This window comes from Streptomyces sp. UNOB3_S3, assembly GCF_020740895.1.
Taxonomy (GTDB): Bacteria; Actinomycetota; Actinomycetes; order Streptomycetales; family Streptomycetaceae; genus Streptomyces.
Genome location: NZ_JAILXP010000197.1, coordinates 1 through 13007 on the forward strand (window position 1 = coordinate 1; position 13007 = coordinate 13007).

At 71.8% G+C, this 13007-nt stretch carries 19 protein-coding genes and 1 tRNA gene; 7 read left to right on the forward strand and 13 right to left on the reverse strand.

From position 1 onward, the window contains the following. Together K6I33_RS21060 and K6I33_RS21065 are read right to left on the reverse strand one after the other, a co-directional pair. On the reverse strand, nt 1-1201 hold a 1201-nt coding region (locus K6I33_RS21060; RefSeq protein WP_229355119.1), incomplete at its 3' end, for a hypothetical protein. A 74-nt stretch (nt 1202-1275) separates the two neighbouring features. Then, a complete protein-coding gene (locus K6I33_RS21065) occupies nt 1276-2049 on the reverse strand; it encodes a DUF4097 family beta strand repeat-containing protein (RefSeq protein WP_229355121.1) in 774 nt (257 codons plus the stop codon). 172 nt (nt 2050-2221) lie between these two features. On the opposite strand from K6I33_RS21065, the gene K6I33_RS21070 reads away from it, so the two are divergent. After that, nucleotides 2222-2293, forward strand: a tRNA-Val gene (locus K6I33_RS21070). A 64-nt stretch (nt 2294-2357) separates the two neighbouring features. On the opposite strand, the gene K6I33_RS21075 is transcribed toward K6I33_RS21070, so the two are convergent. Continuing rightward, nucleotides 2358-2630, reverse strand: coding sequence for a hypothetical protein (locus K6I33_RS21075; protein ID WP_229355123.1), 273 nt, complete (start codon nt 2628-2630; stop codon nt 2358-2360). 265 nt (nt 2631-2895) lie between these two features. Next, nucleotides 2896-3879 carry a LysR family transcriptional regulator gene (locus K6I33_RS21080; RefSeq protein ID WP_229355125.1) on the reverse strand — a complete coding sequence of 328 codons (984 nt, stop codon included), beginning with the start codon at nt 3877-3879 and terminating at the stop codon, nt 2896-2898. Nucleotides 3880-4122: 243 nt separating this feature from the next. Here K6I33_RS21080 and snpA point away from each other — a divergent pair, with 243 nt between their 5' ends. Continuing rightward, nucleotides 4123-4794: a snapalysin gene (gene snpA, locus K6I33_RS21085; RefSeq protein ID WP_229355130.1), complete on the forward strand. Its 672-nt coding sequence runs from the start codon at nt 4123-4125 to the stop codon at nt 4792-4794. A gap of 99 nt (nt 4795-4893) precedes the next feature. Here the strand turns inward: snpA and K6I33_RS21090 are convergent, their stop codons facing one another. The 3 genes from K6I33_RS21090 to K6I33_RS21100 all read right to left on the reverse strand — a co-directional run bounded on the left by K6I33_RS21090 (nt 4894) and on the right by K6I33_RS21100 (nt 7089). Beyond that, on the reverse strand, nt 4894-5535 hold the full coding sequence (locus tag K6I33_RS21090) for a DedA family protein (RefSeq protein ID WP_229355136.1): 642 nt from the start codon (nt 5533-5535) through the stop codon (nt 4894-4896). Nucleotides 5536-5751: 216 nt separating this feature from the next. Beyond that, nucleotides 5752-6234 carry a DoxX family protein gene (locus K6I33_RS21095; protein ID WP_229355138.1) on the reverse strand — a complete coding sequence of 161 codons (483 nt, stop codon included), beginning with the start codon at nt 6232-6234 and terminating at the stop codon, nt 5752-5754. 213 nt (nt 6235-6447) lie between these two features. Next, the gene (locus K6I33_RS21100) at nt 6448-7089 is read right to left on the reverse strand and encodes an HNH endonuclease family protein (RefSeq protein WP_229355140.1); all 642 of its coding nucleotides are present in this window, start codon (nt 7087-7089) and stop codon (nt 6448-6450) included. Nucleotides 7090-7339: 250 nt separating this feature from the next. On the opposite strand from K6I33_RS21100, the gene K6I33_RS21105 reads away from it, so the two are divergent. Both K6I33_RS21105 and K6I33_RS21110 read left to right on the forward strand, forming a co-directional pair. Further along, a complete protein-coding gene (locus K6I33_RS21105; RefSeq protein ID WP_229355142.1) occupies nt 7340-8134 on the forward strand; it encodes an ABC transporter permease in 795 nt (264 codons plus the stop codon). Between the two features lie 213 nt (nt 8135-8347). Further along, on the forward strand, nt 8348-8929 hold the full coding sequence (locus K6I33_RS21110) for a TMEM165/GDT1 family protein (protein WP_229355149.1): 582 nt from the start codon (nt 8348-8350) through the stop codon (nt 8927-8929). Between the two features lie 30 nt (nt 8930-8959). Here K6I33_RS21110 and K6I33_RS21115 read toward each other — a convergent pair whose 3' ends face one another. The 3 genes from K6I33_RS21115 to K6I33_RS21125 form a co-directional block, all read right to left on the reverse strand. Beyond that, nucleotides 8960-9616 carry a hypothetical protein gene (locus tag K6I33_RS21115; RefSeq protein WP_229355152.1) on the reverse strand — a complete coding sequence of 219 codons (657 nt, stop codon included), beginning with the start codon at nt 9614-9616 and terminating at the stop codon, nt 8960-8962. A 136-nt stretch (nt 9617-9752) separates the two neighbouring features. Then, the gene (locus K6I33_RS21120) at nt 9753-10046 is read right to left on the reverse strand and encodes a DUF6255 family natural product biosynthesis protein (protein ID WP_229355160.1); all 294 of its coding nucleotides are present in this window, start codon (nt 10044-10046) and stop codon (nt 9753-9755) included. Then, a complete protein-coding gene (locus tag K6I33_RS21125; protein ID WP_229355163.1) occupies nt 10046-10201 on the reverse strand; it encodes a hypothetical protein in 156 nt (51 codons plus the stop codon). Before K6I33_RS21125 ends, K6I33_RS21120 begins: the two co-directional genes overlap by 1 nt. A gap of 207 nt (nt 10202-10408) precedes the next feature. On the opposite strand from K6I33_RS21125, the gene K6I33_RS21130 reads away from it, so the two are divergent. From K6I33_RS21130 to K6I33_RS21140, 3 genes are all read left to right on the forward strand, one after another. Continuing rightward, on the forward strand, nt 10409-11167 hold the full coding sequence (locus tag K6I33_RS21130) for a GntR family transcriptional regulator (protein ID WP_229355165.1): 759 nt from the start codon (nt 10409-10411) through the stop codon (nt 11165-11167). A gap of 71 nt (nt 11168-11238) precedes the next feature. Continuing rightward, complete coding sequence (locus K6I33_RS21135; RefSeq protein ID WP_229355172.1) at nt 11239-11547, forward strand: putative quinol monooxygenase; 309 nt, start codon at nt 11239-11241, stop codon at nt 11545-11547. 78 nt (nt 11548-11625) lie between these two features. Then, the gene (locus K6I33_RS21140; protein ID WP_229355174.1) at nt 11626-11898 is read left to right on the forward strand and encodes a winged helix-turn-helix domain-containing protein; all 273 of its coding nucleotides are present in this window, start codon (nt 11626-11628) and stop codon (nt 11896-11898) included. A gap of 138 nt (nt 11899-12036) precedes the next feature. Here K6I33_RS21140 and K6I33_RS21145 read toward each other — a convergent pair whose 3' ends face one another. The 3 genes from K6I33_RS21145 to K6I33_RS21155 form a co-directional block, all read right to left on the reverse strand. Next, nucleotides 12037-12276, reverse strand: coding sequence for a hypothetical protein (locus tag K6I33_RS21145; RefSeq protein ID WP_229355176.1), 240 nt, complete (start codon nt 12274-12276; stop codon nt 12037-12039). Next, complete coding sequence (locus K6I33_RS21150) at nt 12273-12572, reverse strand: hypothetical protein (protein WP_229355178.1); 300 nt, start codon at nt 12570-12572, stop codon at nt 12273-12275. Before K6I33_RS21150 ends, K6I33_RS21145 begins: the two co-directional genes overlap by 4 nt. A 92-nt stretch (nt 12573-12664) precedes the next feature. Further along, nucleotides 12665-13000 (reverse strand): deoxyxylulose-5-phosphate synthase, encoded by a 336-nt coding sequence (locus K6I33_RS21155; RefSeq protein ID WP_229355180.1) that lies wholly within the window; start codon nt 12998-13000, stop codon nt 12665-12667. Nucleotides 13001-13007 lie beyond the last annotated feature (7 nt).

Sequence of the window (13007 nt, forward strand, 5' to 3'; positions counted from 1 at the left end):
GGGCGTGCCGGGGGTCGGGGGTGCTGCGGCCGTCCATCGCCAGCCGCTGGGCGTCCCGGAGGGCGAAGCGGGTGCGCTCGACCTCCTTGCCGTGGTCGAAGGCCACCTCGTCCAGCCGCCGCAGCCGGTCGCCGGCGGCGGCGATCCCCTCGTCGGTGGTGCCCAGCAGCGCGCGCACGGTGGCCAGGAGCGCGGTGGCGTCCGCCCAGCGCTGCTCGTCCCGGGCGGTACGGGCGTCCGCGAGCTTCGCCTCGGCGGCGGCGACGGCCTGCCGCGCCTCGTCGGGCACCCGCTGGAGGTCCTGCCAGCAGGCCGCGCTGTAGCGGCGGCGCAGCTCGCTGAGGACCGGGCCGACGGCCTCCGCCCGGGTGGTCAGCGCCTGGGCGCGGGTGCGCAGGGAGACGAGTCGTTTGTCGAGGTCGGCGGCCCGCTGCGGCAGCCGTTCGGCCTCGTCGCGGATGGCGTCGGCCTCCCGCAGCACGTCCTCGGCGCGCTGGACGGTCCCCTGGACGCCGTGCCGTCCGGCGCCCTCGTTGAGCTTGGTCAGCTCGGGGCCGAGCGCGGCCAGCCGGGCGGCCAGGTCGTCGGCGCGCAGGCCCGCCGCCCGGGCCCCGTCCAGCGCCCCGCTCGCGGCGCGCAGCCCCTGCCGGGCCCGCTCCACGGCGGGCGCGACCTGTGCGAGCTGGCTCTCGGCCCTGGTCAGCAGGGAGGCGAGGCTCTCCCCGAACCGCTCCAGGTCGCCCTTGACGCGGACGAGCTCGTCCTTGGCGCGGTTCAGCTCGCCCTGGGCGCGGGCGGCGGCTGAGCCTTCCAGATCGTCGCGATCGAGATCGTGGGAGTCGACGGTGGCGATATAGGCGGCCGAGACCTCGTCGATGCGCCGGCCGAACTCCTCGAAGTCGGCGGCCGCCTTGCGGGCGGCGGGGGAGGAGTCGACGGCCGTGATCGTCTCGATGGTGATCCGCAGCTCGCGCTGGGCGGTGTCCAGCTCGTAGAAGGCGGCGGCCGCCGCGTCCTTCGCGGCCTGCGCCTCCTCGCGGCGGCCCTCGCCGCGCCCCCAGCCCCAGCGGCGGGTGCCACCGCCGGTGAAGGCGGCGGGCGCGAGGGCCACGGCGGCGGCGATCAGGGGGAGGGGGAGCAGCGCCAGCGCGAGGGCGTCCCGGGCCGCAGCCGTCACCGTACGTGAGAACGTCGCCGTCACTTGCCCTCTCCCGATGGATCGCCCCAGGCCCGGGTGTCATTCTCCCACCCGGCCGCGGCGAGCACACGGGCCGGTCAGCCGGCGGCGCGGACGCTCACCTCGCCGTTGTGGCTGCGCGCGCGGACCGAGTGCCCGGAGGCGTCGTCGCGGGGGACGCCGACCTTGACGCCGCCGGAGTCGCTGCGGGCGTCGACCTTGTAGCCGGTGAGGGGGAGGGTGACGCGAACGTCGCCGTTGTCGGTCTCGGCGTCGACGCTCTCGGGGGCCTTCGTCGCGCCGATCGCTATCCGCCCGTTGGAGGACCTGGCCTTGACCCTCGGCGCGCCGACGCCCTCGGCGGTGATCTCGCCGTTGGAAGTCTCCAGCTCCAGGGCGCCGTTGGAGTCGCGGACGTCGATGCCGCCGTTGTCGGTCCTGATCGTCAGCGGGGTCTCGAAGCCGCGGGCCTTGATCTCCCCGTTGGCGTCGTCCACCTTCACGGAGACGCCGCGCGGCACCTCGATCCGGTGCTTGGCCTCGCAGCCCACGCTGATGCCGGAGCACTTCAGCCGCAGCTTCAGCGTGTCCCCCCGCATCTCCCACGACACCCCGGCCGACCCGCCCAGCGTCCACCCGTCGAACCACCGGGTGACCTTGATGTCCTTGCCGTCCTTGGCGACCGGCACGAGCTCGATCGCGGAGTTGTCGGAGTCGACCGTGAGCTGCTTCCCACTGATCGAGAACGTCCGGTCCTCGGGCGTGGCGTCCTCCGCGTTGGCCGTACCGCACCCGGTGAGGACCGTCGCGGCGACGAGGGCCCCGCCGACGAGGGCTGATGCACGGACGGCGCGGCGGACGCGGGCATTCATGGGCTGTCTCCAGGGTGGGTGGGGGGCTCTGCTCACTGCTTCCTTGATCGTATGTGCGGCTCCGGCGGCTCCGGGATCCCACTTCCTACCGGATCGGGGGTGGGGTTAACCCCCGTACGCCACGGGTTTGCGGGGACCGGGGTGGGGCAAGGTAGGCTGTCATTTCGTTCCAGGGCGCATAGCTCAGCGGTAGAGCGCCGCTCTTACAAAGCGGATGTCGGCGGTTCAAATCCGTCTGTGCCCACCCTTACGAAGGCCCCCAGCCGATCACGGCTGGGGGCCTTCGGCGTTCCCGGACGTCCCTGTCGTCAGAGCGGGGCGAGGATCATGAGGATCTCGTCGCGGGTGTCGTGGGGCGCGAACCGGAGGGCGTCGGGCCAGCGGCCGGTCTCGCGCCAGCCGAGCCGCCCGTCCATGACGGGAGCTACGTCGTCCTGCCCGACCGGCGGGAACGGGAACCTCGCGGCGCCGCCGGCGTTGGTGACCGCGATCCAGCAGCCGATGAGCTCCTGCCGGAGCCCGGGGGCGATGTCGTGGGGGTCGGATATCCGGGCGAGGTGGGGCGTGGTGTCGTGCGGCATGCGGTGGAGGATGCCAGAGCCGCCGCCGGGATCGGCTTCTCGGCGGAAGTCTCGCCGCGGTGCCGGAGAGCGTGGGGGGTGGCGCTGTCATGCGGTCGGGGGTGCCGTCGGTCGGGCCCGAACCCGGTGGCACGACGAGAACCGATGATCATGGTCGAGGAGGCCGGTATGGCGGGCAGGGTGAGGCCCAGGAGCTCTGGGGGGACCGGGCGGGCCGGCGACGGCGGGCGGGTGAGGACGGCGAGCGGGTGAGGCGGGACGCCCCTCAGTGGCTGCCCACCGACGGCAGCAAGGGGCTGCCGTTGCGGTCCAGCCAGGCGCGGTAGGTGGGGTTGGCCCCGGCCACGGCCACGTACGCGTCCATCAAGTCGCCGTAGAGCGCGTCCAGTTCCCGCAGGGGTAAGGAGCCGTGGCGGGAGGCCAGGGAGAGCTGGGCGGTGAAGGGGTCGCCGGTCAGGGGGCGGATCACCGTACCGGGGGCCGGGTCAGCGGTGGGCTGGCAGGGGCGTACGGCCTCGCCGGAGGCGACGAGGTCGGCGGCCGTGGTGTTGTCGCGGACGTGGACGAGGCGGGGGTCCAGGCCGGTGGCCGTGAACACCCGGCGCAGCGCCGCGGCCTCCTCGTCCGCCGTCGGGTCGACGATCCACGCGTCGTGGGCGAGCTCGGCGAGCCGGACCAGCGGCCGGGACGCCGCCGGGTGCGCGGTGGACAGGGAGACGAAGCGCGGCTCGCCGGCGATCAGCACGCGCCGTTCCACCCCCGCCGGTACGTGCAGGGGGAAGCCCGCGGCCTCGTGGACGAACGCGACGTCCAGCTGGTTGGTCGCGAGGAGCTGGAGCAGGGTGTTCGAGGACACCTCTATATGGATGGTCGTATCGGTGTCCGGCAGCCGCTGGTGGATCCGGTGCAGCCAGCCCGTCACCGCCCGGCTGCCGATGCTGCCGATGCGCAGCCGCAGGCCCCCGACGCCACAGGCGGCCTCTCGCGCCGCGGTGACGAGCGCCGACATTTCCGCGATGATCGGCCGGGCCCGGGAGAGGACGGAATGGCCGAGCGGCGTGGGGCGACTTCCGGTCTGTCCCCGGGTGAACAGCAGCCCGCCGATGGTGCCCTCGATGCGGCGGAGCTGGGTGGTGAGCGAGGGCTGGGTCATGCCCAGCTGCAACGCGGCCTTCCGTACGCTCCCGGTGTCCGCGATGGCGCAAAGTGCACGGAGGTGCCTGACCTCAAGCTCCACGAGAGGGAGCATATCCGCGCCCCGTACGTCACACCAGACACATCCCGGACGCATATGGGCAGTTGAACGGGGTGGGGCGGGAGAGGTGGCGGAGGATAGGCGATTGGATGGCGCTATGGCCAACTGGCATCATCCGCACCATTGATAACTCGTCAGAGACTCAAGGGGAACAAGAGTTCACCCGGTGAACCCCTGTCGTCGCGTCCCACCTCGCGACGGCCGAAGCGGGTTCTCGGCATGAATGGAGTCCCCCACATGAATCGCTCCACGATGGTGCTGTCGGCCGCGCTCGGCCTCGGCCTCGCCGCCACGATGACCGCCGGCCCGGCGGTGGCGGCCGATCACAGCTCCTCGCAGGCCAGCACGGTCGCGTCGCGGTCCGCCTACATCGGCTCGGCGGCCGAGGAGTCCAACAACAAGGCCTTCTTCGACGCCGTCATGAAGTCCGCGCAGGCCAAGCGGGCCGCCAACCCGCAGCTGCAGGTCGTCACGGTCACCTACGACCCGAGCAGCGCGCCGAGCTTCGCACAGGAGATAGCCAACAGCGCCCAGATATGGAACAGCTCCGTCCGGAACGTCCAGCTGCGCGCCGGCTCCAACGCCGACTTCAGATACTACGAGGGCAACGACTCCCGCGGTTCGTACGCCAGCACCGACGGGCACGGTCGTGGCTACATCTTCCTCGACTACCAGCAGAACGAGCAGTACGACTCCACCCGCGTCACCGCGCACGAGACCGGCCACGTCCTCGGTCTGCCGGACCACTACTCCGGCCCGTGCAGCGAGCTGATGTCCGGCGGCGGCCCCGGCCCGTCCTGCACCAACCCGTACCCGAACACCGCCGAGCGCGGCCGGGTCAACCAGCTCTGGGCGAACGGCCTGAAGGCCGGCGCGATCGACAAGGGCCTCACCAAGATCGTCCGCTGACCCGCTTCGCCGTCAGAGCGGCAGAGCCGTAGAACGGACGCGGCCCGGCTCCTTCCCGGAGCCGGGCCGTGCGGCGTACGTGGACACCTACGGGGGGCGCTACGGAGTCTGCGCCTCCGGCTCCTCCGGCCGGCGCATGAGGTACACCGCCCCGGACCCCGCCGCGAAGAGCGCGAACACCGACACCGCCGTGCTGAGCCAGCTCGCGCCCAGCCACTGGCCGCCGAAGTAGCCCAGGCTCACGCTGTACGCGGCCCAGGTCAGGCCCGCCAGCGCGGACCAGGGGAGGAATTCGGCCACCCGGCGGTGCATCACGCCCGCGCCCAGGCTGACCACGGATCGGCCCGCGGGCGCGAAGCGGGCGAGGACGACGAGCGGGCCGCCGCCGCGCAGCAGGGCCGTGCCCAGCTTGGCCTGGGCGGCGGTGAGGCGGCGGGAGCGGGCGATCGCGCGGCCGAAGCGGTCGCCGCCGCGCCAGGCGAGGCGGTAGGCGACCATGTCGCCCATCACCGAGGCCGTGGCGGCGCACAGCACCAACGGGAGCATGTCGGAGAAGCCCGGGTGGCCCTGGACGGCGGCGTCACCCACCGCGCCCGCGGCCGAACCCGCCGCGGCGGTCGCGGCGGCGATCACCAGCACCCCGCTGGGCAGCACGGGGAGGAAGACGTCCAGGAGGACGGACAAGCCGACGATCACGTATATCCACGGGGTTCCGGCCAAGGCCCCCAACTGCTCCAGCACGTCCTGATCTCCCGGTACGGTCCCCCGCCGCGACGTCGCAGGGGAGCGGCAGGGGCGGCCTTGACAACCGTACAGCGTACGCCTGAAGTGGCCGGGAAATGAGCGTGGGGTACGTGATGTTGTTCGCATCACGCACCCCACGGACATATCCGGACGAGTCCGGTCCGGTATGGACCCGGTCGGTCCTGCCGGTTCCGGCGGCCGGTTCTGTCGGTCCTACCGCTTGCCGCGGCCGAAGAAACGGTCCACCGACAGGGCGCCCGGGCCGGTGAAGACCAGCAGCAGGAAGGCCCAGGCGAACATCGCGGAAGCCTCGCCGCCGTTCTGGATCGGCCACAGGGCCATGCTCTGGTGGACGTCGAAGTACGCGTACGCCATCGAGCCCGAGGCGATGAAGGCCGCGCTGCGGGTGCCGGCGCCCAGCAGCACGAGCACGCCCGCCACCAGCTGGATCACCGCGGCGTACCAGCCCGGCCAGGTGCCGGCCGGGATCGTGCCGCCGTTGCTGCCCGCGGCACCGCCGAGGATGCCGAAGAGCGACGCGGCGCCGTGGCAGGCGAAGAGCAGGCCGACGACGACGCGGAAGAGCGACAGGGCGTACGGGCGGGCGGCGTCGAGGCGCGCGGAGAGCGTGGCCTCGGTCGCGCCGGAGGTGGGTGCGCCTGCCGTCGGGGACGCGGCGGTGGGCGTGGGGGGCATGGAAGGGCTCCTCGTATCGGGTCGTATCGGGGACGGGAACGACGAGGACTTCAGGTTAGGTGGGCCTAATCAGTACTTGCAAGTTCAATAATTGAGTTTTGGATGATGTCACATTTCCTTCATCCGGGAATAGGAAACGGGAGGGGCGGGCGCGGTGACCCAGGTCACCGTGCCCGCCCCCGTCGTCGATGGGCCGATCAGCGGCCGCGTCCGTCAGCAGCTGCCGAGGATGCCCGTCAGCGCGTTCTTCTCCGCGGAGTCGACGGACAGCTTGTACGTGTACTTCACGTCGACCCACATCCGCGCGTACGTGCAGGCGTAGGACTTCAGCGGCGGCATCCACTTCGCCGGGTCCTTGTCGCCCTTCTCGCGGTTGACGCTGTTGGTCACGGCGACGAGCTGCGAGTGGGTCAGGTCGTTGGCGAACGCCTTGCGCTGCGCGGTGGTCCAGTCGCTCGCGCCCGAGCGCCACGCCTCGGCGAGCGGCACGAGGTGGTCGATGTCGATGTCCGAGGCGTCGTCCCAGGTCGCGCCGTCGTACGGGGAGACCCAGGTGCCCGAGACGGCAGCACAGCTGTCGTTCTGCTCGACGTCCTTGCCGTCGCGCTGGAGGACGACCTCGCGGGTGTTGCACTCGCCGTGCTGGACGATCCAGTGCGGGAACTTGGCGCGGCTGTAGCCGGTCATCGGCCCCTCGGCCGCGACCGTCAGCTTGCCCAGGTAGGCGCGGGCGGTGGCGGCGTCGACCGGGGCGGGCGGGGCGGCCTGGGCCGCCGGTCCGTTCAGGACGAGCGTGCCGACCAGGGCGGCGAGCCCTGCCGCTATGGCGGAGCGACGCGCGTAGACGCTGGGCATGGGAACTCCCTTGATGGTGGAGGGGGTACGGGCCGCTGGAGCGCGGCCAGCTTGCTGGTGGCGGACGTACGGGGGGTGGTCGCCAGATGTCAGGATGGCGACGCGCGCATGTCAAAGCAAGGCTTTATGGAAGGGACTTGACGGGGAATCTTCCATTCCGTGGGACGTGAGGGCCTTGTGCGGCGACATCTCTGACACGCCGCCAGCTGCCCGGGACCGTACGGGGATTGCCGGACCGTAGGGTGGCCGCGTGCTCGCCGCCGCCGTTCTGCTGCCCGTCAACGCCACTCTCGGGGCGGTGCTGGCCGCCCTCCTCGTGGTCGCCGTCACCGTCGCGGCGCTCGCCCGTCTCGCCGACGGCCGCGAGCGCGGCTACGCGCGCGCCATCGCCCTCGCCGGGCTGCGCGCGGCCCTCCAGCTGGCCGCCGTCTCGGCGCTGATCGGCTGGGTGGTCCGGGCCGCTCCGCTGCTCGCGGGCTTCCTGCTGCTGATGTTCGCCGTCGCCGTCCGCACCGCCGGGCGCCGGATCACCGACAACAGCACCTGGTGGTGGGCGGCCGTGCCGATCGCCGCGGGCGTGCTGCCGGTCGTCCTCGCGCTGCTGCTGACCGGGCTCGTACCCGCCAAGGGCGTCGCCCTCATCCCTGTCACCGGCATCCTCATCGGCGGCGCCCTCACCGCCACCGTCCTCGCCGGCCGGCGCGCCCTGGACGAGCTGCGCACCCGGCACGGCGAGGCCGAGGCGGCCATGGCCCTGGGCTTCCTCCCCCGCGACGCCCGCCTGGAGATCGCCCGCCCGGCCGCCTCCGACGCCCTTCTCCCGGGCCTGGACCAGACCCGCACTGTGGGCCTGGTCACCCTGCCCGGCGCGTTTGTGGGAATGCTGCTGGGCGGTGCGTCCCCGCTGCTCGCGGGCGTGGTGCAGCTGTTCGTGCTGGTCGCGCTGATGGCGGTGCAGGCGGTCGCGGTGGCGGTCGTCCTGGAACTCGTCGCGCGCGGGCTGCTCAGCCGATCACGTACCCTGGGGGGAGCAGAAGGGGAGTAGCTCTTCGCCGGACCGTCGACATACTGCTGGGCCTCGCGCCCGGCCGGCGCCCGGAGGCCGTCTCTTTACGGGACGCGCCAGCGAGACCTTCGGCCGCAGTGTCCATGACGCTGCCGTGCCGAAGCGACCCCTGATTCCTGGACTTCCTCGACGCAGGTGCTTCTCTCGGTGCGGACGCGTCGCTCCCACCGATGACAGAGGAAACCCGTCCCTGTGTTCAGCTTCACCGTCGCCGCCCTGGTCTTCGGCGTCATCTTCCTCGCCGAGCTCCCCGACAAGACGGCCCTGGCCTCCCTGATGCTCGGCACCCGCTACCGCGCCTCGTACGTCTTCGCGGGCGTCGCGGCGGCCTTTCTGGTCCACGTCGCCCTGGCCATCGCGGCCGGCAGCCTCCTCACCCTCCTCCCGCACCGCCTCCTCCAGGCCATCGTCGGCGTCCTCTTCCTCGCGGGCGCGGCGATGCTGCTGCTGAAGAAGGACGACGACGAGGAGGAGATCAAGAAGCCCGCCGACCAGTCCTTCTGGAAGGTCTCCGGCGCGGGCTTCATGCTGATCCTCGTCGCGGAGTTCGGCGACCTCACCCAGATCATGACCGCCAACCTCGCCGCCCGCTACGACGACCCGGTCTCGGTCGGCGTCGGCGCGACCCTCGGCCTGTGGGCCGTGGCGGGGCTCGGCATCGTGGGCGGCAAGACGCTGATGCGGTACGTCCCGCTGGCGCTGATCACCAAGATCGCGGCGCTGGTGATGCTGGCGCTGGCGGGCTTCAGCCTGTACGAGGCGGCGATGGGCTGACGCGTCAGCCCATCGCGCCGGCCCATCGCGTCAGCCGTCGCTCAGCAGGTTGGTGATCAGCTTCCGCAGCCGCCCCGCCCGGACGGTCTCCACGCCGTGCACGAGCTGGGCGCCGTAGACCACGGCGGTCCGGGCGGGCGGGGCGCTCGTCCAGCGGGTGCGCGGGACGCGGGCGAGCGCGACGGCGGCCCCGGCCTCGGGTCCTCCGTGGTGCGAAATCTCCCTCGCGAAGCGCGTACCGGGCGGGAAAGCGCTGCCGGAACCGGCGGTCCGGTCGGTCCACAGTGCTTCGGAGGAGGCGGTCTCGACGTAGAACGCCCCGCCCTGGTCGGCCTCCTGGAGATGGAAGGCCACCCGCGCGACCCGCTGCGGTCGCTTGTCGGGCTCGCCGATGCCGTGCAGATGCGGCTCGATGCTGTCGCCGGGGCCGAGGTCGTGGTAATCCCATGGGGTGGCGGTCGCCACGGACGGGAAGACGCGCCGGACGGCGGGCAGCGCCCGCTCGACACCGGCCGCCAGGATCTCCTGGACCTCGCCGGGCACCACCAGCCCGTCACTGGGCCGGGCGGGCCGCCAGCCGGTGGCGGCGAGGTGCTCGTCGAGAAGCTTGGTGAGCCGCTCGGTCTCGTCGGGGGTCAGAAACCCCTCGACGGTCTGGACGGCCAGGGTCTCGGTCATGTGGATCACGATCGGACTCCTCTCGCGACGCACGCCTGATACCCCCGTCGGCTCCGCATTCCAGTGCGGGGCGCGCGGATTGGCAACCGCGCTGGGGCGTGTCCTGGAAGCGCGGGGGCGCGCGGGCGGCGCGTGCGGGGGCGCGCTAGGGCCACGGCCGGCCCGTACTGCTCCGGCGATTGGCCTCGCGCAGCCGGCGCAGGAGCTCACGGCGGCGATACGGCACGAGTGCGTGGGCCCGCCCGCGCCCGGACGCCGTCGGTGCGTACAGCGCCACCCGCTCGGGCAGCTCCAACGCCGTCCCGAGCGGCCGGAAGTCGAGCATCCGGCGGGTGCCGCACCGGCCACAGGTGGCGAGGCCGCCTGCGGCCGTCCAACTGCCCGCGGGGTGCGGGCAGTGCCGGGCGGGGGTTTCGGTGGCGGTCAGGGTGGCGGCCATCAGTGAGCCGCCCGCTGATGCCGCCCCATGGCGGTGGCCATGGCCTCGGCACGTCGCCGGTCGCCTTGGCGGACGGCTTCGTAGCGCTTGTGCTTGATCTCCCTGCACTGGGCGCACGGCGCGGGCAGGGCGGTCGATGGGGGTTCGTCGTACATCTGGACTCCACATCCGGTGAAAGGGACGGGGCGTTGCACGAGGAGATGCCTCTTTAGAGGCATCTCTAGAGATGAGAAAAGTGAATCAGCTCTTCTCTAGAGACGTCAATCGCTTCTGGAAATCCGGCTGATGACCTGTGAGCGCCCCCACTGCCTGGCGGCGGAGCATCGCCCGTACGCTGTCAAGAGAGGAGAGGTGATCACCCGATGGCCAACCAGGGCTCCGGCCGCCAGCCCAAGTACCAGCGCATCGCCGCCGATCTGCGGGCCGCGATCAAGGCGGGCGAGTACGGCCCGGGCGACCGGGTGCCCGGCGAGAACGAGTTGATGGCCGCGTACAACGTCGCCCGTATGACGGCCCGCCAGGCGCTGGGCCTGCTGCAGAGCGAGGGCATCACCGAGGCCCGTAAGGGTGCCGGAGTATTCGTACGGTCCTTCCGGCCGCTCCGGCGGCGCGGAATCCAGCGGCTGGCCGCAGAAGCATGGGGTTCCGGTCGTTCGATCTGGTCGACGGACATCGAGGACCGCGTCCTGGTCGTCGACCGGGTGGAGGTCGGCGAGCGGGTGGCGCCCGACGGTGTGGCCGAAGTCCTGGGGCTGGAGCGGGACGCGGCCGTCTGCGTCAGGAGCCGGCGCTTCGTCCTCGACGGCAAGCCGGTCCAGCTCTCCGTCTCGTACCTGCCTGCCGAGCTCGTCGCAGGGTCTGCGATCACGCGCGAGGACAGCGGCCCGGGTGGCACGTACGCGCGTCTCACGGAGCTCGGCCACAAGCCCGTCCGCTTCCGTGAGGAGATCCGGACCCGGATGCCCTCGGCCGAGGAGGCCGAACTGCTCGGCCTCTCGTCGGGCACGCCCGTCGTGCACATCTGCCGCACGGCATTCGCCGATGGCGGCAGGGCCGTCGAGGTCAACGACATGACGCTGGACTCCGCTTCGTACGTACTGGAGTACGAGTTCGACGCGTAGTGTCAGCGAAAGCCCTCCTCGTCGGGCCGGAATCTGAGAGATTTCGTATTCGACTGAGGAGGGGAGCGCCCGTGACTCCGGGCTTCGGACTGGTCGTTCGCTTCACGCTTCGCGATGCGGCCGCTGCGGTCGGCTTCGACGAGCTGGTGTCGCAGACTCTGGAGGAGATCAGGCGGCACGAGGCCGGTACGGTCGTTTACATCAACCACCGTGTGCCGGATGAGCCGCGCTTGCGGATCTTCTACGAGCTGTACGAGAGCCGTGCCGCTTTCGACGCGCACGAACGGCAGCCGCATGTTCGGCACTTCCTCGCCGAGCGCGAGAAGTACGTCGACAAGGTCGAGGTGACCTTCCTGGAACTCGCCGACGGGAAGCTGTGAACAGGGCATCCTCTTGCCGACCGATGCGCTCGCGCGCGTTCGGCAGAGGGTGCCGCCCAGTGCCCTATCGTGGCCGGCATGGCAGATGCGCACGGCACTTCGCCTGTGGACCCGTCACGAGCGGCGTACGTCTATATGCAGGTGGCGGACCACATAGCCGCTCGGGTGGCGGCGGGTGAGCTGCGCCTCGGAGCCCGGCTGCCGGGGGAGCGCGATCTGGCCGAAGAGTACGGCGTGGCCATCGGCACGGCCCGCCGCGCCGTTCAGGAGCTGCGGGATCGCGGGCTGCTGATCACTCTGCCCGCGAAGGGGACGTTCGTCACCGAGCAACAGCCGAAGGGCCGGGTGTAGCCGCAGCGCGAACCTCTCCCTTCGGTAGCTGCGGGTTGTGATTTCCGCTGCCGCAAGAGACGCAGAGCGTGTATGCCTGGGAGTCCGGCCTACGGCACCTCCCACCGCACCAGCGCCGGTGTGTACCGGGTGGCCGGTTCAGCCGAGGTGGGTGATCTGCACGAGGGTGATGGTGTCTTCGCCGATGAGGATGACGCCTGCCGTGTGACCGTGGGCGATGGTGCGGAAGATGCCGTCGTCGACGCCGTAGGGCGTGGAATGGGCGAGGGGATCGCCGAGCGCGTCGAGAAGGCAGACGGCGAGGTCGCGGCGTGCCCCGTCGGGGAGGCCCTTGTAGGTGGCGTGGAGGCTTGGGTCGATGCGGAGCCTGTAGGTCACGCGGCCCCCCGGCAACCCTGGTCGGCAGCGGCGCGGAGCTCTTCCTCGGTCACGTCGACGAGGCCGGCCGTGTAGGTCGCGGGGAGTCGGCCGTTCTCCTGCACGAGGGTGCGGAGCCGGTCGAGGCGGGGCCGTTCGGCTTCGAACTTCCGGATGAAGTCCACCCAGCGGCCGAGGATGTCGGGGAGTTCGTTGACGTCGGTGAACGAGACCTCACGCATGAACGTGGCGCGGAGCTCGGGGTGCGGCAGGGCGTGGGCGATGCTGTCGATCGTCCACGGCTGGTCGGTGGTCACTGGTTCCTCCAGGCATCGGCGGCTCCCGGCGCCACGGTAGCGGAGTCGGCACGGGTCGCGCTCGCGGTCGTGCACGCGTGCCCCCGGGGGGGCTACGGCACTTCCCGCCGCACCAGCGCCCGCGCGAACGGTTCGCCCGTGCGGCGGGCGTACGTCATGCGCTCGCGGACCTCGCTCAGCGTGCGGGGGCGGTAGCCGGGGCCGCCGCAGCAGGATTTGTGGAAGCGGATGCCGGCGTTCAGGAGTACGGAGAGGGTGCGCCACGCGGCCTTGTCGCGGCGGCGGGGGGTCGCGAAGGCGGAGCCGGCGTGGATGAGGGGCTCGGTACAGCGGGGGCAGACGCGCTCGTGGTCGTGGTAGCCGGGGTACGGCTGTTTGTACGAGGCGCGGCAGGGGAGGCAGACGTACGACGTCTTTCCGTGGGGCATTCGGGGC